We start from the raw sequence: 21,274 nt of genomic DNA, 5'->3' as shown, positions 1-21,274 counted from the left end.
GCTCGGCGGCCTTCGCCCTGCTCTGGGTGAGCGCGGCCCCGGCGAGGACGACGAGCGCGCCCACGGGGGTGTTCCAGCCGAGGTGTTCATGGAGGAGTGTGACACCGGCGGCGGCCGCGATGACCGGGATGAAGTAGGTGACCATCTGGCCGGTCGTCGGGCCCACTTCGGCGACGATTTCGTACTGGAGGAGGATGGCGACCCCGGTCCCCAGCGCGCCGAGCACGACCACGGCCAGCAGCGGCACGACGGCGAACGACGTCGGCAGTGCGGTGAACAGGGGCATGACAGCGGCCAGTTGCACCGTACCGAGGAACAACTGCACCCCGGACAAGGAGAGGTGGGAGTTGCCACTGCCCGCCAGTGTGCGGCGTACGTATATCCAGCCGACCGGGTAACACAGCGAGGCCAGAAGGGCCATGGCCGTGCCGGTGAGGTCGAGACCCGAGAAACCCTGCCAGACACCCAGGACGGTGAGCACACCGAGGAAGCCGAGGCCGAGCCCGGCGACCCGGCGGCGGGTCGGCCGGTCCTCGGAGAGGGCGACGAGCGAGAGCGCCATGCCCCACAGCGGCGAGGTGGCGTTGCAGATGCCCGCGAGCGTCGAGGGGATCGTCAGCTCGGCGTAGGCGAACAGCGAGAACGGCAGCGCGTTGAGGAAGAAGGCGGCGACGGCCAGGTGGCCCCAGGTGCGTACCCCGCGAGGAAGCTCTTCGCGCTTCAGGGCCATCGCCACGGCCAGCACCAGCGTGCCGAACAGGAGTCTGCCGAAGGTGACTTGGAACGGAGCGAAGCCGCGGGTGCCGACCTTGATGAGCAGGAAGCTGAACCCCCAGATCAGCGAGAGCGCGCCGAAGCGGATACGCCAGTCGGTGGCGCGCCGGGGGCGGGGCGGCGCTGAGGGCAGACCGGCGGCGGCCGGTGGCGAGGTCGGTGGTGCGGCCGGTGCGGAGGTCGGTGGTGCGGCCGGTGGCGGGACCGGAGTGGGGCGCGGCGGTACGGCGGTGGTCATGCGGCCAACGATGGTGCCGGGCACATCGTAGGACAAGCGAGATTCTGTACGCCTCTTTGATTAGCTTTGCTTACCTGTTTGTATGGTTCCCATGCTGAACCTGGAGAGACTGCGCACCCTCGACGCGCTGGCCCGGCACGGCTCGGTGAGCGGCGCCGCCGAGGGGATGCATGTCACCACCTCCGCCGTCTCCCAGCAGATGGCGAAACTGGAGCGGGAAGTGGGCCAGCAACTCCTGGCGAAGCAGGGGCGCGGCGTCCGGCTCACCGACGCGGGACGGCTGCTCGCCGACCATGCCGCGCGCATCCTGTCCCAGGTCGAGGTGGCCCAGTCGGACATCGACGCGCAGCGCGGCAGGGTGGTCGGCGAGGTGCGCCTCGGCGCTTTTCCGACGGCCGCGCGCGGGCTCTTCCCCGCAGCGCTCCGCACGCTGCGCGACTCCCACCCCGAACTGCGGGTGCAGTCGCGTGAGTTGGAACCCGAGGCGGCGATCCGGGCCGTGGTCAGAGGTGATCTGGACCTCGCCGTCGTGCTGGACTGGAGCAACAAACGGCTGCCGGTGCCGGGCGGTCTCGCGAAGGAACACCTGCTGGACGACGCCGCCGATGTGGCCATGCCCGCCGGACATCCGCTGGCCGGCCGTAGCGAGGTCGACCTCGAAGAGTTCGCCGACGACCCCTGGGTGTCCTGGCCGGAGGGTGAATTCTGTTACGAGTGGCTGGTGTTCACCCTGCGCTCCAAGGGGATCGAGCCCCACATCGCCCATCTCGCCGGCGAACACCACACCCAACTGGCCCTGATCGCAGGGGGACTCGGTGTGTGTGTCGCGCCGCGCCTCGGCCGGGGCCCGGTGCCGGAGGGCGTCGCCGTGGTGCCCGTACGGCACAAGATGCGCCGGCACATCCACGCGGTGTGGCGTACGGACGCCGACCGCCGCCCCTCGATCCGGGCGGCGGTCCGGGCACTGGCGGCGGCGGGGAAGGCCGTACCGGTCACGCCAGAGCGATCGAATCGCCGGTGACCTTGATCTTCACGGGCGACAGCGGCTTCGGGGCCGGCGGGTGCGTCACACTGCCGTCCGCCACGCTGTACTGGCTGCCGTGGCACGGGCACACGATATTCCCGCCCGTAATCTTCGTCACGGGGCAGCCCTGATGGGTGCAGATCGAGGAGAAGGCCTTGAACTCGCCCGCCTTCGGCTGGGTGACGACAACCGACTCGTCGGCGAAGATCTTTCCGCCGCCCTCCGGGATGTCACCTGTCTTTCCGAGGACTTTGCCGCTCTTGGGCTTGGCCGCGGCGTCCGAACTCCCGCCACCACCGCACGCGGCCAGCGCCACACCCAGCCCACTCGCTCCGGCGGCCGCGAGCATGGTCCTGCGTGTTACCCCTGCGGCGCGCTGCGCTGACGTCATACCGGTACTCCTTCGATGCCGGCCGCTTGTCGGCCGCCTTGTGAGGGGGTACGGCGACAGGGGCGGCGATGTTCAAGATCCGGGCGGATTTCTCCGGCCGGTCCGATCGCGGAGCCGGCCGGCCTGGCGCCGGACATGGCCCCCGCCGGACAGGCCCAGAAGGTCCCACATCGGCCCCAACTCGCCCGGCTTCGCGCCCGGTTACCCGTACAGGAACCCTCGGTGAGCGGTGGTTGAAGGGCTCGGGCTCCGGGCATTGACCTTACGTTCATTTTACTGAGTCAGGGGGAGCACCATGTCCAACTCGTACGAACCACGGACCGAGTCCAACACCCTGAGCATCGTCGGGATCGTCCTGGGGTGTGTCGCATTCCTCTTCTGCCCGCCCGGATTCGGGATCGCGGGCATCGTGTGCGGCATCGTCGCCAAGAACCAGGGGCAGCGGCTCGCGCCCACGGCGATCGGCGTGTCGATCGCCGGTCTGGTGGTGGGAATGGCCCTCAGCCTGATGTTCTTCAGGGGCATGTACGGCGGCTGACGGACGTGGGTCGTACGGGGGAAGATCAGCCGGATCCACCCGGTGCGGCCGTACGGGGAGCGGGGCCGGCGCGGCGACCCTTCGCGCGCCGGCCTCGCGCACTCCGGCCGGGGTGTCCGGCGCCGCGCAGTCAGCTTCCCCAGCCACCGCCGGTCGGGCGGAGGGCGGCCATGGAGGTCTGGACGGCTTTGCGAAGGCCGGGAACGATGGCGTCGAAGTGCTCACCGTAGGCCTTGATCGTCTTCTTGTGCGTACGGGCCTCGCTACGGCTGAAAATGTGGTGCCCGACGTCGCTCTCCGTGGCGAGGACCGTCATGGCCACGTCCTCGAACGGAATGGTCGCGGGGTCCAGGCCGAGCGTGACGGTCTCGCGACTCTTCTCACGCAGCGCGAGTACGTGTTCGGGATGCATGACGGTGACCTGGTGCTGGGAAAGGAGCGAGAGCTTTTTACGGCTCTTCTCGTCCAGAGTGATGTCGCCGAGGGTGACGAGCTGCTCGCGGACCGCCGATTCGGCGGTGTGGGCGCGGAGGTGCACCAGGTCGAGCCAGCTTGTCGGTTTTTCCGGCGTTGTCTCGTGCCAGACCTCGGCGAGGAAGGAGTCACTCGGTGAGGGCGAGGCGCTCCGCACCACCTTCTCCCGCTTCGCCGGAGCAATGCTGATGAGTCCGGCGAGGATGAGTTCGACCAACGCCGCCGCACGCAGCTTCTGGCCGCGGAACTGGAGGTTGTTGGTCTCGAATTTCTCCTTCTCCACGGTGTAGCTGAGCAGGTACATCCGCTGCGGCAGCGTATGGGGCATCTTTCACTCTCCAGGAGCTGTGGGTGTTGCCGAGATCTGGGCCTTCGGATGCTGCCATCGGGCAGGTGCGCCGAGCGGTCGAGCCGGCGCCGGACGCGGGCCCGCCGGGTCAGGCCCCACTGGTGTGCTGCGGCCCGTTGAGCGCGCGGAGCCGTCGGCCCGAACGCCGTGCCGCCCAGAGCACCACCAGGAAGGCCAGGGCGAGCAGCGGATAGCCCATCGCTATCTTCGCGAAGGCCAGCCAGCCGGTGGCGTCCTGCTCGTACAGCCACTGCTGTACGACGAACCGCACCGTGAAGACCGCCGTGAACGCGAGGGTGGCGATGTCGTAGTAGCGGGTGGAGGGCTTGTCGCGGAGCCAGGCGGTCCCGGTGCCGTTGAGCGCACCCCAGACGATTCCGGCGAGCGGCCGGCGTACCAGTACCGAGAGGAGGAAGATCACGGCGAGAAACAGACTCGCCCAAATGCCCAGCAGGAAGAAGCCGTTGGCCGATCCGGTCTTCCAGGCGACGAACGAGGCGACCGCGACACCGAAGAGGCCGGAGAGGGCCGGTTGGAGCGGCTCCTTGCGCACCATCCGTAGCACGGTGATCGCGAGCCCCACCCCGACGGACGTGCAGATGGCGGGGGTCAGTCCGAACGAGGCGTTGGCGAGCACGAAGGCCACGATGGGCAGCGCCGTGTATACCAGCCCGGTCGTCCCGCCCATCTGTTCGAGCATCGTCGGCTTCGGTTGGGGCTTCGGCTTCGGCTTGGGTGCGAGGGATCCGTCGTGGTCATGGGTGCCGTTGGTGGGGTCGGCGGGGCGTACGGATTCAGTCATGATGTGGGATCAACTCCGTTCAGTCGTGGGGTCTGTACGGCAGGTGCTGACTGACACGCTCGGTCGGCGCACCGCGAGCCTCGATGGCCCGGCGCGGTGCCGCGGTGTCGGCTTCTCGGCCCGGGGAGGGCCTAGTCGGTTGTCTCCGGCCGCGGCCCGCCCAGGTGCCGGGCGAGGAAGCGGTCGGCGGCGCGGTACATGTCGAGGGTGTTCTCCGGGTTCACGAAGCCGTGTCCTTCGTTGTCCTTGACCATGTATTCGACCGGGACGCCGCGGGCGCGGAGGGCGTCGACGATCCGGTCGGACTCGGCCTGCACGACGCGGACGTCGTTGGCTCCCTGGATCACCATCAGCGGCGTACGGATCCGGTCCACATGGCTGATCGGTGAGCGCTCCAGCAAGTCCGCCTCCTGCTCCGGATCGTCCGGATCACCCGCGTACAGATGCCAGTTGGGGGCCAGGTGGGGCTTCGCGAACTCCGGTACCGTCCGGAGGAAGTTGGCGAGGTCGGAGATGCCGAAGCAGTCGATGGCAGCGGCGAAGACGTCGGGGGTGAAGGTGACACCGACGAGCGCGGCGTAACCGCCGTAGGAGCCACCGAAGACGGCGATCCGGTCCCGGTCCGCGTAGCCCTTGCCGACGGCCCAGTCGACGGCGTCGATGAGGTCGTCGTGCATCTTGCCCGCCAGTTCTCCGATGCCGGCCTTGAGATGGGCCTTGCCGTAGCCGGTCGATCCGCGGAAGTTGACCTGTAGTACGGCGTAACCGCGGTTGGCCAGAAGCTGGGCGAGCGGGTTGAAGCCCCAACTGTCCCTGGCCCAGGGGCCGCCGTGGGCCAGCAGGACCATCGGCGGCCCGGCAGGCTCGGCGCCGAGGGGCAGGGTCAGGTACGACGGGAGGTCCAGTCCGTCGCGTGCGGTGATCGTGACCGGTGTCATGGGGGCGAGGGCTTCCGGGTCCAGGTGCGGATACGGCCGGAACAGCAGCCGGCTCTCGCCGGTGGTGTGGTCGTAGTAGTAGGTGGCCCCGGGGTCGCGGTCATGGGTGAAGCCGGCGATCCAGCGCCGCCCGCTGCCGTCGGAGGAGACGCCTGCCAGGTCACCGTCCGACAGCTTGGACAGGTTCTCCAGCACCTCGGCGAAGTGGGGGTCCAAGGGGCGGATCACCTGCCGTTCGCCCAGGTAGCGGACGCCGAGCAGCTCTCCCGTACGCCGGTCGCGGATGAGCGGCGAGGGCAGGGTGGGGAAGACGGCGGAGCGGGTGTCGAGGTCGAGGACGGGGTGGCTGTCGACCTCGGTCTCCTCGCCGGTGGCCAGATCGACCCGGACCAGCCGGGTCCGGTCGGTGCCACGGTTGGAGCCGATCCACACCGCGCTTCCGTCCGGGGTGAGTTGGAACGGGTGGACGCCGATGGGGTAGTCGGAGCCGTCGAACTCCATGACGGTGCGCGGTGTGCCGGCTTCGCCGTCCCAGCGTGCGAGTTCGATAGTGCCGTCGGCGGTCGTGGTGTGCGCGAACAGGCGGCCCTCGGGAGCGGACAGCCAGCCGGCGACCGTGCCCGGGTTCTGTGCCAGCACGGTCAACTCACCGGTGGCGACATCGAGTTCGTGGAGATCGAACTCCGCTGGATTCCTGCGGTTCAGATACAGGAGCGCCTTGCCCGGCCGCGTGACGGGCAACTCAAGACCCTCGACCCTCGTTCCCGGGTACGGGGTGAGGTCGACCGCCTCGGCGCCGGGGTCCTCCAAGTCGACCCGGAACAGGTGCCAGTTCTCGTCACCGTCGCCGTCCTGCTTGTACAGCAGCCACCGCGGATCGTCCGTCCAGTGGTATTCGTGCACGCTGCGGTTGTCGTCGGCGGTGACACAGCGCGCCTGCTCGTCCGAATCGACGCTTTCCACCCACACGTTCAGCCGGTCCCGCCACGGCGCGAGGTACGCGATCCGCGTGCCGTCCGGCGAGATCGAGGCGGAGATGCGGGCGGGTGAGTCGAAAAGCTCCTCGACGGTGAGGTGCGGGGTGGTGTGCGAGATGGTGGGTGAACCGGTGTGTGAAGTGGTGTGCGGAGTCGCGGACATACGGATACCTCCTGGTCTGGTATCAGTCGACGGGGTCCCCGACGGCCCCTCCGGTGGCCGAGCGGACCGAGGCCGCGAACCGTTCGGTCAGGCTCTCCAGATCGTCGAAGCCGGCGAAAGGCACTCCGGCCAGGACGGCGGAACCGATGTGTTCGTCCATCACCCGCACGACGGAGGTCGCCGTGGCCGCGTGCAGCCTCACCTCCAGGTCGTCGGCCGGGCGGCCGAGGCGACCGGCGAGGATCGTGACCATCTCGCGTTCGATCTGGTCGCAGGCCATCAACCAGGCCGTGCGGAGCGCCGGTTCCGTGTCGCCGAGAGCGATCATCCGGGTGGCGAGCATGTCGTCGGCCAGTTCGGCGGGGCGCATCTCGTGTCCTCGCTTCAGCGTCTCCGCGGCGAGATGGGCCTCCAGCGAACTGCCCCGGGGCCAGCTACGCAGCACCTCCATGAACCACTCGACGCCCTGCGTGACGATCGGCTCGGCGCAGCTCTCCTTGCTGCGGAAATGCCGCCAGATCGTACGCACCGACAGCCCGACCGCCGCCGCGATCTGCTCACCGCTCGTGGCGGCGACCCCCTGCTCCCAGAACAGGCGTGCCGCCTCTCGCGAGATCTCCAGACGCAGCCGCAGCCGCCGCTGTTCGCTCATCCCCCCTCCACCGCGCTTCGGCGTGGTCATCTCGCCCAACACCTCTCGATCTCATCGGCACTGAATGCCAGCGTGTCACTAAGTGACACATCGTGTCAATGCTCGCCTGCGGCGACGCCCCCTGCCTCGTCACCCGATCGGCCGTGTCCCTGTTCCCCGGCGCGCCGCTATAACGGGTGGATGCTCTATCACGCGGTTCCCCTGGATCTCTGGCTCGCCCACCCCGACGACCCCTATTCCGCCGCGACGCTCCGCACCGACGGGACCATGCACTGCTCTGTCAGCGAAGAGGCGCTGCTCGCCGCCATGACCCGGTTTCCGAGGAAGGTGGAGGGGCCGCTCCTGGCGCTGGTCATCGACGAGGAAAAGCTCGACGCCCCGGTGACCTTCGAGGCGCCTGCCGGCGGGCCGTCGTCCCAGGTGCCGACGGTACGGATTCGCGGGCCCGTGAACCGCGGTGCGGTCGTCGCCGTCATGGAGATCGAGCGGGACGGTGAAGGCCGGGCCCGGAGGCTGGTGTCGCCGCCTCCGCGGGCGAAGTCACCCAGGAGCGAAGAGACCCCATAAGGGTGGTTTGCTCCTTTTCGTGGTCGCGCCGTCGTGAGGTGGGTATCGCCTTCGAAGACGCGCGGGACGGCCGGGCGCATGTTGAGGGGGGATGCTGGAATGACTACGGTGGGTACTGGAACCGAGCAGGCGTGTCCGTTCCGCCATGACAACGCTCTGGAGCCCGATCCGTTCATGTCGCGGATGCGGACCGAGTCGCCCGTGGCCCGGGTCCGGATGCCGTACGGCACGGGCACCTGCTGGCTGGTGACGCGCTACGCGGACGTGCAGACGGTGACCTCCGACCGGCGGTTCAGCCGGGCCGCGCTGGTCGGCCAGGACTTTCCGCGGATCACCCCGGCGCCCATCGCGCAGTCCGAGGCGATCAACCTGATGGACCCGCCCGCGCTCAACCGCGTGCGCAGGCTGGTCGTCAAGGCCTTCACCACCCCCCAGGTCGAGGCGTTGCGCCCGTGGGTCCAGCGGACCGTGGACGGGCTGCTGGAGAAGATGGCCGAGAGCGGTGCGCCGGCCGACGTAACCGCCCGCCTGGCCAACGAGCTGCCGCTGATGACGATCTGTCAGCTCATGGACGTGCCGGAGGCGGACCGCCCGCGATTGCGCCGCTGGGCGACGGTCATGATGTCGATGAGCGCCGCCGACAGCGCATCGGCGGTCGAGGCGAAGGCGTCACTGCGGGCCTACTTCAGCGAGCTGACCCGGGCGCGGCGCCACGCCCCGGGGGACGACCTGATCAGCGCGATGGCCACCGCGCGCATCGGGGAGGAGATGCTGGAGGAGGAGGAACTCGCCGTGCTGGCCATGCTGTTGATGGTCACCGGGCACGACACCACCACCTACGACATCAGCAACGTCATCTACACCCTGCTGACCCACCCCTCCCACCTGGCCCAGTTGCGGGCACGGCCCGAACTGCTGCCACAGGCCCTGGAGGAACTGCTGCGCTACATCCCCTTCCGCCAGGGCGTCGGCATTCCCCGAGTGGCTCTGGAGGACGTGGAGCTCGGCGGTCAGATCATCAAGGCGGGTGAGACGGTGCACGTGTCGTATCTGACCGCCAACCGAGACGAGCTGGCGTACGAGCGGCCCGACGAGCTGGACTTCGAACGGCAGGCGCCCGCAGGGCACATGACCTTCGGGTACGGCAGCCATCACTGCCTCGGCTCCCATCTGGCGCGCATGGTTCTGCACGTGTCCATCGGCACCCTGCTCACCCGTTTTCCCGGGCTGAGCCTGGCCGTGCCCAAGGACGAGGTGCAGTGGAACACCGTGTCGATCTGGCGCTATCCGCTCGCCCTTCCGGTGACGTGGTAGGGGGCGGTCATGGCCACGTTATGCAGACCGGCGATCGCCGTGCCGGAGCACGTCATCACCCAGGAGCAGACCCTCGACCTGGCACGGGAGCTGCACGCCGGCCACCCCCAACTCGGCCTCGCACTGCGTCTGATCGCCAACACCGGCGTACGGACACGCAATCTGGTGCAGCCCATCGAGGACACACTGCGCCACCCGGGCCTCACCGCGCGCAACGCCCGGTACGAGGCGGAGGCCAAGGCCCGGGTGCCGGAGGCCGTGCGCCGCGCGATGGCCTACGCCGACCTCACCCCCCACGACATCGACATGATCATCTATGTCTCCTGCACCGGATTCATGATGCCGTCGATGACCGCCTGGCTCATCAACACGATGGGATTCCGGCCGGAGACCCGGCAGTTGCCGATCGCCCAGCTCGGCTGCGCCGCCGGGGGAGCGGCCATCAACCGCGCTCACGACTTCTGCACCGCCTACCCGCAGGCGAACGTGCTGATCGTCTGCTGCGAGTTCTGCTCGCTCTGCTATCAGCCGACGGACCTGGCAGTGGGCAACCTGCTCTCCAACGGCCTGTTCGGGGACGCCATCGCCGCCGCGGTCGTGCGCGGCCAGGGCGGCACCGGCGTACATCTGGATCACAACGGCTCGCACCTGGTACCCGGCACCGAGGAGTGGATCTCGTACGCGATCCGCGACACCGGTTTCCACTTCATGCTCGACAAACGAGTGCCGGGCACCATGGCCGACCTCGCCCCGGCCCTGCGCGACATGGCCAACCTGTGCGACTGGGACATCTCGGGGCTCGCCTTCTACATCGTCCACGCCGGCGGCCCCAGGATTCTGGACGACCTGTGCACCCATCTGAAACTGCCGCCGACGATGTTCCGCTACAGCCGGGCGACCCTCACCGAACGTGGCAACATCGCCAGCGCCGTCATCTTCGATGCGCTGGAACGCTTCTTCGAGGACGGCGGCGCCGACCACGCGGCCCAGGGAGTCATCGCCGGGTTCGGCCCCGGCATCACCGCCGAGATCACCCTGGGCACCTGGAGCACAACCGGAAATCCGGGCCGGCCACCGGCACACCGGCTGACATCCATGCCGGGGCAGGCGGCAGCACCGGTCGACGCGACGACCTGAGATTGTCCACCTGTGCGCCGGGGCTGTTGTGGGGGACACGGCAAGGACCGGAGCCCCCACTGAGGGCCCCGGTCAGGCCAGCTTCACCGTGTAAACCTGCTGCGTCGCATCCCGCTGCGTTCGCTTCGCCGCACGGTCGCTGGTGAACACCACCACGCCCCGGTGGAGCGCGGGCCAGGTGTTGTTGCCCCGGGCCGTCACCTGGACGGCCGGGGACCAGCCGGTTCCGGTGTCGAGGGTGGCGGTGAAGATCTTCCAACGCCAGTCCGTCGCGCGGGAGTCGTACCAGACCGCCCGCACGGTGCCGTCCGGGTCGAGGCCCAGCTTCGCCCGCTGACTCATCGCTTCGGGCGCGAGACAGACCTGCTCGAAGGCCGTCCAGGTGGTGCCGCCGTCGGTCGAACGGGCGGCCCGGAGTTGGAGGTTGGCGCCAGAGCTCTGTAGCGCGCCACTCTCCCAGATCGCGACGAACGTGCCGTGCTCGTCCACGGTCAGGCCGGGGTGCCGGTCCGAGCGGTCGGTGACCCGGCTGACCTGGACCGGGTTGCTCCAGCCGCGACCGGGCGCCTTACGTACCGACGCGAGGATCTGCCAGTTGTCCGGGTCGGTGCCGCCGCCGGCCGGCTGACCCGCGGGCGGGGTGTGGCCGGTCCACAACGGGTCCGGGTCGAAGCGGTCGTCCTGCCAACTGATCACCGCCTGCTTGCCGTTCTGGACGGTGACGGCCGGGAACAGCGAAGCGGGGAAGCGCGGCGAGCGCGCGTCGGTGGACACACCGGGGCTGGTCGTCTTGCCCGCCGCCGAGACGTTCGTCGCGGCCTTGTCGACGCCGATGATCTGCGCGTAGACGTCGAACGCGCCCGCGCTGTTGTCGGACCATACGACCAGCGGATGCTTGTCCTCGATCAGCGCGAGCGCCGGGGTGACGGCGCGGCCCTTGCCCTTGTTGGTCTTCTGCGGGGCCTTGAACGAGGCGCCGCCGTTGGCGCTGTGCGCCAGCAGGATCGCGGGCCGGTGCGGCTGCTCCTCGCCCCGCTCGTCCTGCCACACCACCCATACGTCGTCGGCGGTGGCGGCGACGCGGGGGAACCGCGCTGTGGCCGAGCGGCCGGACAGGGTCGAAGACCTGACGACCCTGCCCTTGGCGTCGAGCTGACGGTAGACGATCTTGCTGGCCTGGTTCTGGTGCAGCTCGGCCACCACATGTGTCACCTTGCCGACGACGGCGATGTCGGAGAATCCGGTGAACTCGCCCTGGTCGCCCGTGACGAGGACCGCGGCGTCGGCCGCGGTGTCGGCGGCCGGGAGCGCGATCTCGGGGCGGGGGTCGGCCGGAGCGCCGACGGACACGAAGATCGGCGAGGTGGCGCCGCGTAGCTGATCGGGCAGGTCCGGGTCGGCCTCGGAGCCGGAGGCGCTGCCGGGGGAGCGGGCTTCGACGCGGTACCAGCCGTGGTCCGTCCCCTTCAGCACGAGCGGCAGTTCGTACGTCTCGTTGGCCCGCTGCGGTGTGAACTTCGCGATCGGGCCGGCCGAGCGGCCGGGAGCCGCGTACACCGAGACGGTGGTGCCCTTGCCGCCCTTGACCTTCACACGCAGCTTCGCCTTCTTGGGCAGCTTGCGCTCGGCGACGACAACCTCGTCACCGCCCATCGCCTCGAACACGCCGTCACCGTCGACGTCCGCCTCGATGGTGAGGAAGGGGCCGGCGATGTTCTGCGAGACGGTCGTACGGCCGGCGCGGAAGCCGTCCAGGATGCCCAGCACCGATCGCCCGGCTGTGAAGACATGGGTGGTCGGCTCACCGGGGCTGTCGATGTCCCAGAGCTCGCGGAAGTGGCAGTCGCTGGCGGCGGACACACCGAAACGGAAGCCCGCGTTCCAGCGGTTCTCCGCGTACTCGACCTCGGCGTCCGGGTTGCTGGCGACGTTCAGCACCTCGACCAGATGCGCGCCCTGGACGCTGGCGTTGTCGTTCACACCGTCGGCCGGTGTGTACTCACCGTCGTCGGGGTGGGCCTGCTGCCAGATCGCGGCCTGCGCGTGCGCGTCCCAGACCGACTGCTGCACATGCCGGAAACTCGCGGATCCGGGCGGGTTGGCGCCGTCCACGATGACATCGACGTTGCCCAGCACGATGGCGTGGGGCGAACCGTTCGCCTCCTCGCCGGGGAGCAGCAGCAGCTTGGACGACTTCCACTGGGGATCCCAGACCTGGTCGTACGTACGGTGGTCGGTCAGTGGCATGAAGTCGAGACCGGTCTTCTCGCCCTGGCCGATCTGGTCACCGACGGGGAGGTTGCCGGGAAGGGTCTGCTGCGACGTCTGGCGGGGACCGCTGCCGTCCGACGAGTGGTCGTCGTGGACATGGGTGTCGCCCGCGAGCCAGGTGCCCTTGGGGGCCTTGCCGCCGTTGACGACCCCGGTGTCGGCTGCCACGGTCTTGGCCGGCCCCTTGAGGGCGGACCCTGTAGCCGCCTCGGCGGTGCCCGCCCCGACCCCGGCCGCCGCGATCGCCGCGCCGGCGACGGCCACGAACCTCCGGCGGCTCAGGTCGGCGGACGTGGCCGACGGGTTCGAAGCCCTGGATTCCTCGGGTGTTTCCATCTGCTGGTGGCGCCTTTCGTCCACCGCTCCCGTGCGGAACGGTGTCAAACCATTTAGCGACGCTAAGGAATCTCCGGTTACGTGGAATGAACCCGTTACGAAGCATTCGTGCCAGTCTCCGGAACAATGCGTCCACGACGGACGGCCGGACCCGGTGGAGAATCGCCGAGTACCACTCCGAACGCGTACTGCCGGGCCTTGCCACGCTGCGGTCCGGGCAAGCCGCGACGGAATCGTCACCCGGGTCACGCGGGTCACACGGATGACCCAGGTAACTCGGACCGCACGGGAGAAGTCAACGCATGAATACGCCACCATCGCCGCCCGGAGCGGAGCGGGCTGACGGGTCATCCGTCCGGATAGGTGCTCTTGTTCCGCTGACTCGGCCTGGCTGGGTCGAGGCAGGCCAACACCTGCTCGCCGGACTCGAACTGGCCGTTCGCGAAGTCAATGACGCCGGTGGGATCGTCGGAAGACCACTTGAGCTGGTGGTCCGAGACACGGCCGCTGATCCGCGGAGGGCCGCGGCGGCCGTGGATGAATTGGCTCGCCTGGGTGTGGCCGCCTTGGTGGGGGAGTACCACAGCGTCGTCGCTCGCTCCGCCGCCGCCAGGGCCGACGCCCTCGGCCTGCCGTTCCTCTGCTCGTCAGGGGTCATCGACGCGCTCACCGAACAGCCGACGGACTGGGTCGCGCGCCTCGCCCCCGCGCAGTCCCACGGCTGGCAGATCTACGCGGACTTCCTGCTCGGCGCGGGCCACAGCCGAATCGCCGTAGCGGCCGAGCCGAGTGTCTACTGGGCGTCCGGGGCCCGCATTCTGCGGGACCACCTCGCTCCGCGCGGCGGTACCGTCGTCGAACTCGACATGCGCGCGCTCACCCCCACGGCCGTGTGCGACGAACTCGTCGCCAGCCGCGCGACGGCCCTCCTTCTTCTGGTCGGCAACCCGGAGCCGGCGGTGCCGATCGTCAAGTCCGTCCGCGGCGACCAGCGCCTCGCCGAGATCTTGATCGGTGCTCCGGCCGGGCAACCGGAGTTCGCCGCATGGGCGACGTCGCTGGGCGACGACGGTGCCGCGATCCCGTTCCTGCGCTATCTGCCGGACCGCCTCAGCCCACTCGGTGTACGGGTCGAGACGGCTCTCCGCGAGCGGCTGGCCGAAGCGCCCTCCTTCGTCGCCTTCGAGGGGTACGACGCGGTCGCCGTACTCGCCGATGTACTGCGCTCTCACGGCGTGGACCGGGCGCGCACGGCCGCGGCCTGGCCGCATGTCGCGGTCGAAGGCACCCGCGGAATGATCCGGTTCTCCCGCACGCCCGGCATCAGCGTCTGGCAATGGGTTTGGGCGGCGGTCCAAGTCGTAGATCGAGATCCGGCGGACCTCGATCGCTTCCGGGTCCTTCACGCCGCCTGAGCGGGCCGGGTGCGGGGCGGCGGGGTGCGGTGCGGGCGGGGTGGGAAGGGGCCGGCGCGGGGAAGGGCGACACCTGGCAGCCCTGTATTGTGTGACAATACGGCGAAATGAGGGTGATAAGCCGCATGTGAGGCGGGTGAGGACGTGCGTGAGAACGAGGACGACCCGGCCGCGGAAGCGGCGGCTCGTCTCGACCGGTTGTTGGAGGGCATCACGCAGGACGTCGGTGCCCACATCGGGCTCACGTACCTCCCGGTCCCCGAGCGGCAGGTGCTGCAGATGACCACCGTGACCGGAGCCCCCATGAAGTTGGCCTGGCCCTGGGCCCGGTTGGCGATGGCGGCGCCGTCCCCGGTGCCCGAGGCGGTCCGCTCGCGCAGTCCCGTGTGGCTCTCCGACCAGCAGGAGCTGGCCCGCCGCTTTCCCCGTGCCGCGCTCGCCTTTCCGTACTCCGTCGCCCATTACGCGGCCCCGTTGATGTCGGACGGAGTCTGCTGGGGTGCCCTGAATGTCCTGTGGCCGGGCAGCCGCCCACCGCTGTCCGCCGCCGAGCGGGCGCGACTCGGTGAGGCCACCCACCGGATGGCCGAGGTGCTGCGGGACGCGGCAGCCCGGGGCCGGCCGGTGCTTCCGAGGGACGAGCCGCTGGTCATGGAGCCGCCGGCCCCTCACACGGACCCTGTCGCCGCCCTCGCTGAGCGCTTCACCGAAGGCCTGATGGCGCTCGACCTGTCCGGCCGGATGACCTTCCTCACCGACCGGGCCGCCCATCTGCTCGGCCGCGATCGCGCGGAACTGCTGGACACCGAACCGTGGGACGCGCTGCCCTGGCTGAACGATCCGGCGTACGAGAACGCCTTTGTCGCCGCGCTCTTCAGCCGTCAGCCCACCGGGTTCGCCGCCCGCAGGCCGGACGGCGTACGGCTGTCGTTCCTGCTCTACCCGGACGCCACCGGCATCAGCGTCCGCGTCAGGCCGGAGGACGGCGGGAGTGACGAGGAACCGGCCGAGGACGCCCCGCACACCGTGCGCGCCCGCGCGGGCACCCTCTTCCACCTCCTGCACCTGGCGTCGGCGCTGACCGAGGCGGCGGGTGTCAGCGAGGTGGCCGAGTCGCTCATGGACCAGATGCGGCCCGTCCTCGGCGCCGAGGGGCTGGCCCTCCTGGTCGAGGACGAAGGGCGAGAGCGCGTGGTGGGCTCCTGTGGTTTCCCGCCGGAGCTGCCGGAGCACTTCGACGGCCAGCCGATGGCTACTCCGAGCGAGGGCACAAGGACCATGGAGACCGGTGTCCCCGGCTTCCACACCACCAACGCCGAATTGGTGCGTGCCTTTCCCCAGCATCGGAACTACCGGGACATGGCAGCCTTCGCTTTCCTGCCGCTGACGGTCTCCGGCGGCACGTTCGGCTGCCTCGTGCTGGGGTACGACAAGCCGCAGCCCTTCCCCCCGGACGAACGCGCCGAACTCACCTCGCTGGCCGGGATGATCGCGCAGGCGATGGAACGCGCCCGGCTCTACGACGCCAACGCCCAGGTGGCACGCGGCCTTCAGGACGGGCTGCTGCCGCGCAGCCTGCCCCGGGTGCCCGGCCTCGCGGTCGTGTCGCGTTACCGTCCGGCGACGCGCGCGCTGGAGGTCGGCGGTGACTTCTACGACCTGATCGACTTCGGTAAGCACGCCGCGGCCGCCGTGATCGGCGACGTCCAGGGGCACAGTGTCCAGGCCGCCGCGCTGATGGGCCAGATCCGTACCGCCATGCACAGCTACGCCAGGACGGGTGCGCCGCCCGAGGAGGTACTCGCCCGCACCAACCAGTTGCTCCTGGAGCTGAACACCTCCCTCTTCTGCAGTTGCCTCTACGTCCACATCGACGTGCCGGGGCACCGCGTCACGCTGGCCTCCGCCGGCCACCTCCCACCGATCCTGCGCCATCGCGCTCACCACGCGGAGGTGCTCGACCTGCCGCCCGGGCTGCTCCTGGGGGTGGAGGAGGGGGCCCGCTTCGAGAGCGTGGAAATGCCCCTGCCGCCCGGCGCCCTGCTGGCGCTCTACACCGACGGCCTCGTGGAGCGGCCCGGCACCGACCTGGGCCTGTCCATCGACCTGCTGGCCGACCAACTCGCCGAGTCACAGGACGAGTCGCTGGAACTGCTCGCGGACACCATCGTCAAACGCGCCCAGGAGACGACGGTCCCCCGGAACAGTGACGACATCGCGCTGTTGCTGGTGAGTTGCGACAAGGCGGGCAGGGTCGTCCGGTGAGGGCGGCGAGCCCGGCGGGCACGCTCTCCCGGGCGCCCCACCCGACTGTCGCGCTCGGTCACTGGGCCCACGTCATGCCGGAGGCCGGCCGCGGCCGGCGGCAGCGCCGTCACGTTGTGGAGGAGAGCCAAGAAGAGGTTCGAATGGATGGTTCCAAGGGTCTTGTCTGACAGCCGGATACTCGCTGCGCGGCAGGCGCCGCACGTCCACGCCTCCGTGTGGAACGGGCTCCCCCCACAGTCCACGGTCATCCGAACGCCGGCGGCCGATGGTCAGCCGGCGGATGCCCCGGTGGGTTCCACGGCTGTGGGTTCCGGCGCTCCGTGCTCAGGAGTGTCCGCGTGGGTCGACGCCAGACAGCCGACGAGCAGGAGGATCGGCACGGTGAGCGCCAGTGTGACCGGGCCGGTGCCCCAGCCGAGACCGCCGCGCGCCGGGGGCACGCCCATCCAGTCGGCGAACGAGGCGCCGAGCGGCCGGGTCAGGACGTACGCCCACCAGAAGGCGGCGACGGCGTTCAGGCCCAGGAAGCGCCCTGAGAGGGCCGGGATCGCGATGAGTACGGCGAAGGCGATTCCGGAGGGGAAGTAGCCGAGGTGCGGCACGCCCGCCGTCAGATCGCCGACCGCGGTGCCCAGCGCGAAGGTGGTGAGCACCGTCGCCCAGTAGAAGCCTTCGCGGCGGCGGGTGCGGACGCTGTGGATGGACAGCGTGCCCTCCGAGGCGTACCAGGCGGTCAGGATGCCCGCGAGGAGCACCGAGAACGCCCCGGCCGACACCGCGTAGGGGACGCCCGCCACGACGTGCACGACGTCGGCCGCCATGGTGCCGAACACACTCACCATCACGATGGCCGACCAGTACGCCCACGCCCGGTAACGGGATGCCCGGAACTGGAGCGTGAGCAGTACGGCGAGGCCGGTCAGCCCGAGCGCGCCCGCGACCACCGGGCCGAGCGTTCTGGCCAGGTAGTCCGAAGCGGTCTCTCCCATGCCGGTGGTGAGGACTTTCACCACCCAGAACCAGGCGTTGATCTCGGGGACCTTGCTCCGGCCGGGACCGGTTCTCCCCGCCGTGCCCGCGTCCTGCCGCTCCATAGTCGCTCCCACCTCGTAGCCGTTCGGCGCGCACGGCCTCGCCCGGTGTCGGGGGCCTGCCTGTGCACGCCTTATTTCTACATCATGTAGTAGCTTCTCCTGTCAGCCCCCCGGCCCGCTGCCGCGGCCACGCGGGGCGGCGACCATCCTTGGCGTGCCCTTCAGGAGGCTGACCCGCTGTGCCCTGCCACGACAACCTGGACGAGAGCCGGCTCCGCCGCCCGTCCCCCCGCCTCCCCCGGCGGATCACGATCATCTCGGCGCGGGTGGGCGCAGGGCACGACGGCGCCGCCGCCGAGCTGGCCCTGCGCCTCGGGGCCGCCGGATTCGCCGTGGACCGGCGCGACTTCCTCGATCTGCTGCCCGCCGGACTGGGCCGAGTGCTGGCCGCCACGTACCGCCGGATGCTCACCTGGGCCCCGGCCGGCTACCAGCGCCTGTACACCTCCGCCGAGCACACGGCCCGCCCCGGGCCACTGCTACGCGTCCTGTTCCGCTCCGCCCGGCGGCGTACGCTCCGCGCGATCCCGTCCGGCACGGTCGCGGTCGTCTCGACGTACCCGGGGGCGAGCCATGTGCTCGGCGGGCTGCGTTCCGCCGGGCGTCTGGACATACCCGCCATCACCTACCTGACGGACTTCTCCGTCCATCCGCTGTGGGTCGCGCGCGGTATCGACGCGCATCTCGCGGCCCATCCGGTGCCGGCCGCACAGGCACGCGCGCGGGGGGCGGTTCGGGTGACCGTGGCAGGCCCCGTGACCGGCGAGCGGTTCACACCGGTGGACGAGGCCGAACGGAGCGCCGCACGCGCCGCGTTCGGACTGCCGGCCGGCCAGGCTCTCGCCCTGCTGGTCGCGGGTTCCTGGGGGGTGGGCGCCGTACGGCGGTCGGCCGCCGAGATCCTGGCCTGCGGGGCGGCCGTCCCGGTCGTGGTGTGTGGCAGGAACGAGACGCTGGCCGACGAACTGCGCGCCGACGGTTTCGCGTACGTACGCGGCTGGGAGGCGGACATGCCGGGCTTGATGCGGGCGTGCGACGTACTCGTTCAGAACGCGGGCGGGCTCACCTCGCTGGAGGCCTTCGCCAGTGGACTGCCGGTCGTCAGCTTCCGCTGCATACCGGGCCACGGGCAGACCAACGCCGCCGCTCTCGACGAAGCGGGGCTGGCCGTATGGGTGCGGGACCCCGCGGCCCTCGGCGGTGTCCTGGCCTCGCTCGTTGCGGGCCCGCTCGGTGAACGCCGGCGCGCCGCTGGTCTGGCCCTGTTCGGATCGGGGCCGGGGGCGGCCGAAGTGATCGCCGCCGCCGTGGACGAACGGACGGTCCGGCCCACGCCCGTCGTACGCCCGGGCCGTCCGGACCGCCCGGGCCGTCCGGACCGCCCGGACCGTCCGGTCCGGCGCGGGGCCAGGACAGCGGCGGTGGGATTGGCGGCCACACTCGCGTTCGGTATCGCCGCCCCTCTCGCGCACGCCGACGACATGTTCCCCTCCCGCCTCGCCACCGCCGCACATCATCTCTTCGAGAGGTACGAGCTGTGAGTACGCGGCGCGATGCGAACACATCCCACGCGGTGAGTGCGCACCGTACCCGCGGCGGCCTCCGGGCCGCAGGTCTGGCGGTGCCCGTGGCGGCCGCCCTGCACGCCGCTCCGGCCGTCTCGGCCTTCGGGCCCCTGCGTAACCGGCTGATGCCGCGGCTGGCCGGGCAGGGGCGGCGGGATCATGTGGCGCTGACCTTCGACGACGGTCCCGACCACCTCTCCACCCCGCACTTCCTGCGGGTTCTGGAGGAGCGGCAGATCCGCGCGACCTTCTTCCTGCTGGGCTCCATGCTGATCCGGTCGCCCGGTCTCGCCCGCGAGATGGCCGCCGCCGGGCACGAGATCGCCCTGCACGGCTGGGCCCACCGGCCGTTGCTGTTCCGCGGCCCCCGGGCGACCCGCGAGGACCTCGCCCGGGGCCGCGACCTGCTGGCCGACGTGCTGGGCGAGCCGCCCCGGCTCTTCCGGCCGCCGTACGGGGTGATGACCACCGGCGCGCATCTCGCCTGCCGTGAACTGGACCTGATTCCGGTGCTGTGGACGGCCTGGGGCGAGGACTGGCGGGCCCGCGCCACGCCCCGTTCCATCCACGACACCGTCATGACGTCTCTGCGCGGTGGCGGTACGGTCCTGCTCCACGACTCCGACTGCACCTCGGCCACCGGGTCCTGGCGTGTCACCCTCAGGGCGCTTCCCCGCCTTCTCGACACCTTCGGTGCCCGTGGGTGGGAGACCGGCCCGCTCCGCGACCACGGCGGTCCGTATCCCCGGCGGCCGGCCCGGTCCCCGTCGTCCGCCGTCTCCGCGCCGACGGCTCTCTACAACGGGTAGTAGCGTGGCCCCTCACACACCGGGCCAGGCGACGAAGGAGTGGGCGGGTGACGGACGAAGGAACGGGACCGCCGGGCCGGCGGGCCCCCGGCGAGCTGGAGAACGAGGTGCTGGCCGCGCTGTGGGCCGTCGGCGGGCCGGCGACCGCGGCGAAGGTCCGCGAGCAGGTGGCGGGGGAGCCGGCGCACACCACGGTACTCACGATCCTGTCCCGGCTCCACGACAAGGGCCTGGTCAGCCGCGAGCGGCAGGGCCGGGGGCATGTCTACTCCCCGGTCCGGGACGAGGCAGGGCACACCGCGGCGGGGATGCGGGCTCTGCTGGAGAAGGGCGGCAACCGGGCCGCCGTACTGGCCCGTTTCGTGTCCGACCTGCCCTCCGAGGACGAAGAGTTGCTGGAGCGGCTGCTGCGCGGGCACGCGGAGGACTGACCGGTGCGCATCAGTATCTTCCTTCCCTTCGCCGTCAGTGCGCTGCTGGCCGCGTCCGCCCCGTGGGCGGGACGCCGACTGCCGCCCACGATGGCTTCGTGGCTGCTGACCGTCGCGGCCGTAGTGGCCGCCGGCGGCTGGGTGGCCGCCCTGAGCATGCTGGCCTTCACACTCGTCGGCCAGGTCCCGGCAGTGGCGGAGGAGGGACGGTGGTCTCCGGGCGTGCTGGCCGCCGACACACCCGTGAACCGCACGGTCGCGGCGAGTGCCGCCCTCCTGCTGGTCGTGTGCGCCGGAACTCTGGCGTTCGCGGGGTGGCGCCGGGGCCGGCTGCTCGTCGAGGCTCGACGGGAGTGCCGTCGCCACACAACTGCGGGAGATCTCGCTGTCGTGGACGACCCGGTGCCCTCCGCCTTCGCGCTGCCGGGGTCGCCGGGACGTGTGGTCGTCTCCTCCGGCATGCTGCGCGCTCTCACCGCGGGCGAGCGGCGGGCGCTGCTGGCCCATGAGCGGGCCCATCTGCGCCACCGCCACCATGTGTTCCTCCTGCTGTTGCAACTGGCTGCAGCGGTCAACCCGCTACTGAGGCCCGTCGCCGTCGCGGGCGGTTTCGCGCTGGAACGCTGGGCCGACGAGCACGCAGGCGCGGTGGTCGGCGACCGGCCCCTGGTGGCAAGGGCCGTCGCCCGGGCGGCACTTGCCACCAAGCGCCGGCCGCAGCCCGCGCTGGCCGCGACCGGCGGCCCC

Annotated in this window: 19 protein-coding genes; 11 read left to right on the top strand and 8 right to left on the bottom strand. The window is 70.5% G+C overall.

Features of this window, described 5'->3' with window-relative positions; genetic code table 11:
* The coding region (locus QR77_RS04575) for a DMT family transporter (protein WP_107069056.1) at window positions 1-1,012 on the bottom strand (1,012 nt) is incomplete at its 3' end.
* Between the two features lie 91 nt (window positions 1,013-1,103).
* Between QR77_RS04575 and QR77_RS04570 the strand changes: the two genes are divergently transcribed.
* Window positions 1,104-2,033 (top strand): LysR family transcriptional regulator, encoded by a 930-nt coding sequence (locus tag QR77_RS04570; RefSeq protein WP_040019775.1) that lies wholly within the window; start codon window positions 1,104-1,106, stop codon window positions 2,031-2,033.
* Here the strand turns inward: QR77_RS04570 and QR77_RS04565 are convergent.
* A complete protein-coding gene (locus QR77_RS04565) occupies window positions 2,005-2,427 on the bottom strand; it encodes a Rieske (2Fe-2S) protein (RefSeq protein ID WP_040019773.1) in 423 nt (140 codons plus the stop codon). The two genes, QR77_RS04570 and QR77_RS04565, sit on opposite strands and share 29 nt — an antisense overlap.
* 295 nt (window positions 2,428-2,722) lie before the next feature.
* Between QR77_RS04565 and QR77_RS04560 the strand changes: the two genes are divergently transcribed.
* Window positions 2,723-2,965 (top strand): DUF4190 domain-containing protein, encoded by a 243-nt coding sequence (locus tag QR77_RS04560; protein ID WP_052488545.1) that lies wholly within the window; start codon window positions 2,723-2,725, stop codon window positions 2,963-2,965.
* A 130-nt stretch (window positions 2,966-3,095) separates the two neighbouring features.
* On the opposite strand, the gene QR77_RS04555 is transcribed toward QR77_RS04560, so the two are convergent.
* The 4 genes from QR77_RS04555 to QR77_RS04540 all read right to left on the bottom strand — a co-directional run bounded on the left by QR77_RS04555 (window position 3,096) and on the right by QR77_RS04540 (window position 7,320).
* Complete coding sequence (locus QR77_RS04555; protein ID WP_040019772.1) at window positions 3,096-3,767, bottom strand: GPP34 family phosphoprotein; 672 nt, start codon at window positions 3,765-3,767, stop codon at window positions 3,096-3,098.
* Window positions 3,768-3,876: 109 nt separating this feature from the next.
* Window positions 3,877-4,590 (bottom strand): DUF3159 domain-containing protein, encoded by a 714-nt coding sequence (locus QR77_RS04550; RefSeq protein ID WP_052488543.1) that lies wholly within the window; start codon window positions 4,588-4,590, stop codon window positions 3,877-3,879.
* A 131-nt stretch (window positions 4,591-4,721) separates the two neighbouring features.
* Window positions 4,722-6,668 carry a S9 family peptidase gene (locus QR77_RS04545; protein ID WP_078876483.1) on the bottom strand — a complete coding sequence of 649 codons (1,947 nt, stop codon included), beginning with the start codon at window positions 6,666-6,668 and terminating at the stop codon, window positions 4,722-4,724.
* Window positions 6,669-6,690: 22 nt separating this feature from the next.
* Window positions 6,691-7,320, bottom strand: coding sequence for a TetR/AcrR family transcriptional regulator (locus QR77_RS04540; RefSeq protein ID WP_201778793.1), 630 nt, complete (start codon window positions 7,318-7,320; stop codon window positions 6,691-6,693).
* A 180-nt stretch (window positions 7,321-7,500) separates the two neighbouring features.
* Here QR77_RS04540 and QR77_RS04535 point away from each other — a divergent pair, with 180 nt between their 5' ends.
* The 3 genes from QR77_RS04535 to QR77_RS04525 all read left to right on the top strand — a co-directional run bounded on the left by QR77_RS04535 (window position 7,501) and on the right by QR77_RS04525 (window position 10,338).
* The gene (locus tag QR77_RS04535) at window positions 7,501-7,887 is read left to right on the top strand and encodes a DUF952 domain-containing protein (RefSeq protein WP_052488542.1); all 387 of its coding nucleotides are present in this window, start codon (window positions 7,501-7,503) and stop codon (window positions 7,885-7,887) included.
* Window positions 7,888-7,986: 99 nt separating this feature from the next.
* Window positions 7,987-9,201, top strand: a complete 1,215-nt coding sequence (locus QR77_RS04530) for a cytochrome P450 (RefSeq protein ID WP_040019771.1) — start codon at window positions 7,987-7,989, stop codon at window positions 9,199-9,201.
* Window positions 9,202-9,210: 9 nt separating this feature from the next.
* Window positions 9,211-10,338 carry a type III polyketide synthase gene (locus QR77_RS04525; protein WP_040019770.1) on the top strand — a complete coding sequence of 376 codons (1,128 nt, stop codon included), beginning with the start codon at window positions 9,211-9,213 and terminating at the stop codon, window positions 10,336-10,338.
* 72 nt (window positions 10,339-10,410) lie between these two features.
* Here QR77_RS04525 and QR77_RS04520 read toward each other — a convergent pair whose 3' ends face one another.
* Window positions 10,411-12,945 (bottom strand): CehA/McbA family metallohydrolase, encoded by a 2,535-nt coding sequence (locus tag QR77_RS04520; protein ID WP_040019769.1) that lies wholly within the window; start codon window positions 12,943-12,945, stop codon window positions 10,411-10,413.
* A 302-nt stretch (window positions 12,946-13,247) separates the two neighbouring features.
* Between QR77_RS04520 and QR77_RS04515 the strand changes: the two genes are divergently transcribed.
* Together QR77_RS04515 and QR77_RS04510 are read left to right on the top strand one after the other, a co-directional pair.
* Window positions 13,248-14,360, top strand: coding sequence for an ABC transporter substrate-binding protein (locus QR77_RS04515; protein WP_040019768.1), 1,113 nt, complete (start codon window positions 13,248-13,250; stop codon window positions 14,358-14,360).
* Window positions 14,361-14,504: 144 nt separating this feature from the next.
* The gene (locus tag QR77_RS04510; protein ID WP_040019767.1) at window positions 14,505-16,625 is read left to right on the top strand and encodes a SpoIIE family protein phosphatase; all 2,121 of its coding nucleotides are present in this window, start codon (window positions 14,505-14,507) and stop codon (window positions 16,623-16,625) included.
* A 272-nt stretch (window positions 16,626-16,897) separates the two neighbouring features.
* On the opposite strand, the gene QR77_RS04505 is transcribed toward QR77_RS04510, so the two are convergent.
* Entirely contained in the window at window positions 16,898-17,722 is an 825-nt protein-coding gene (locus QR77_RS04505; protein ID WP_052488541.1) for a hypothetical protein, read from the bottom strand.
* 179 nt (window positions 17,723-17,901) lie between these two features.
* Here QR77_RS04505 and QR77_RS04500 point away from each other — a divergent pair, with 179 nt between their 5' ends.
* From QR77_RS04500 to QR77_RS43190, 4 genes are all read left to right on the top strand, one after another.
* Window positions 17,902-19,263, top strand: a complete 1,362-nt coding sequence (locus tag QR77_RS04500; protein ID WP_063797998.1) for a glycosyltransferase — start codon at window positions 17,902-17,904, stop codon at window positions 19,261-19,263.
* Window positions 19,264-19,295: 32 nt separating this feature from the next.
* Complete coding sequence (locus tag QR77_RS04495; RefSeq protein ID WP_052489530.1) at window positions 19,296-20,096, top strand: polysaccharide deacetylase family protein; 801 nt, start codon at window positions 19,296-19,298, stop codon at window positions 20,094-20,096.
* 47 nt (window positions 20,097-20,143) lie between these two features.
* Window positions 20,144-20,527, top strand: a complete 384-nt coding sequence (locus tag QR77_RS04490; RefSeq protein WP_040019765.1) for a BlaI/MecI/CopY family transcriptional regulator — start codon at window positions 20,144-20,146, stop codon at window positions 20,525-20,527.
* A 3-nt stretch (window positions 20,528-20,530) separates the two neighbouring features.
* On the top strand, window positions 20,531-21,274 hold a 744-nt coding region (locus QR77_RS43190), incomplete at its 3' end, for a M56 family metallopeptidase (RefSeq protein WP_236710542.1).

The organism is Streptomyces sp. 150FB (assembly GCF_000818195.1).
Lineage (GTDB): Bacteria > Actinomycetota > Actinomycetes > Streptomycetales > Streptomycetaceae > Streptomyces.
Note: the sequence above shows the minus strand (reverse complement) of the source record. Positions and strands in the feature narration are given on the sequence as shown.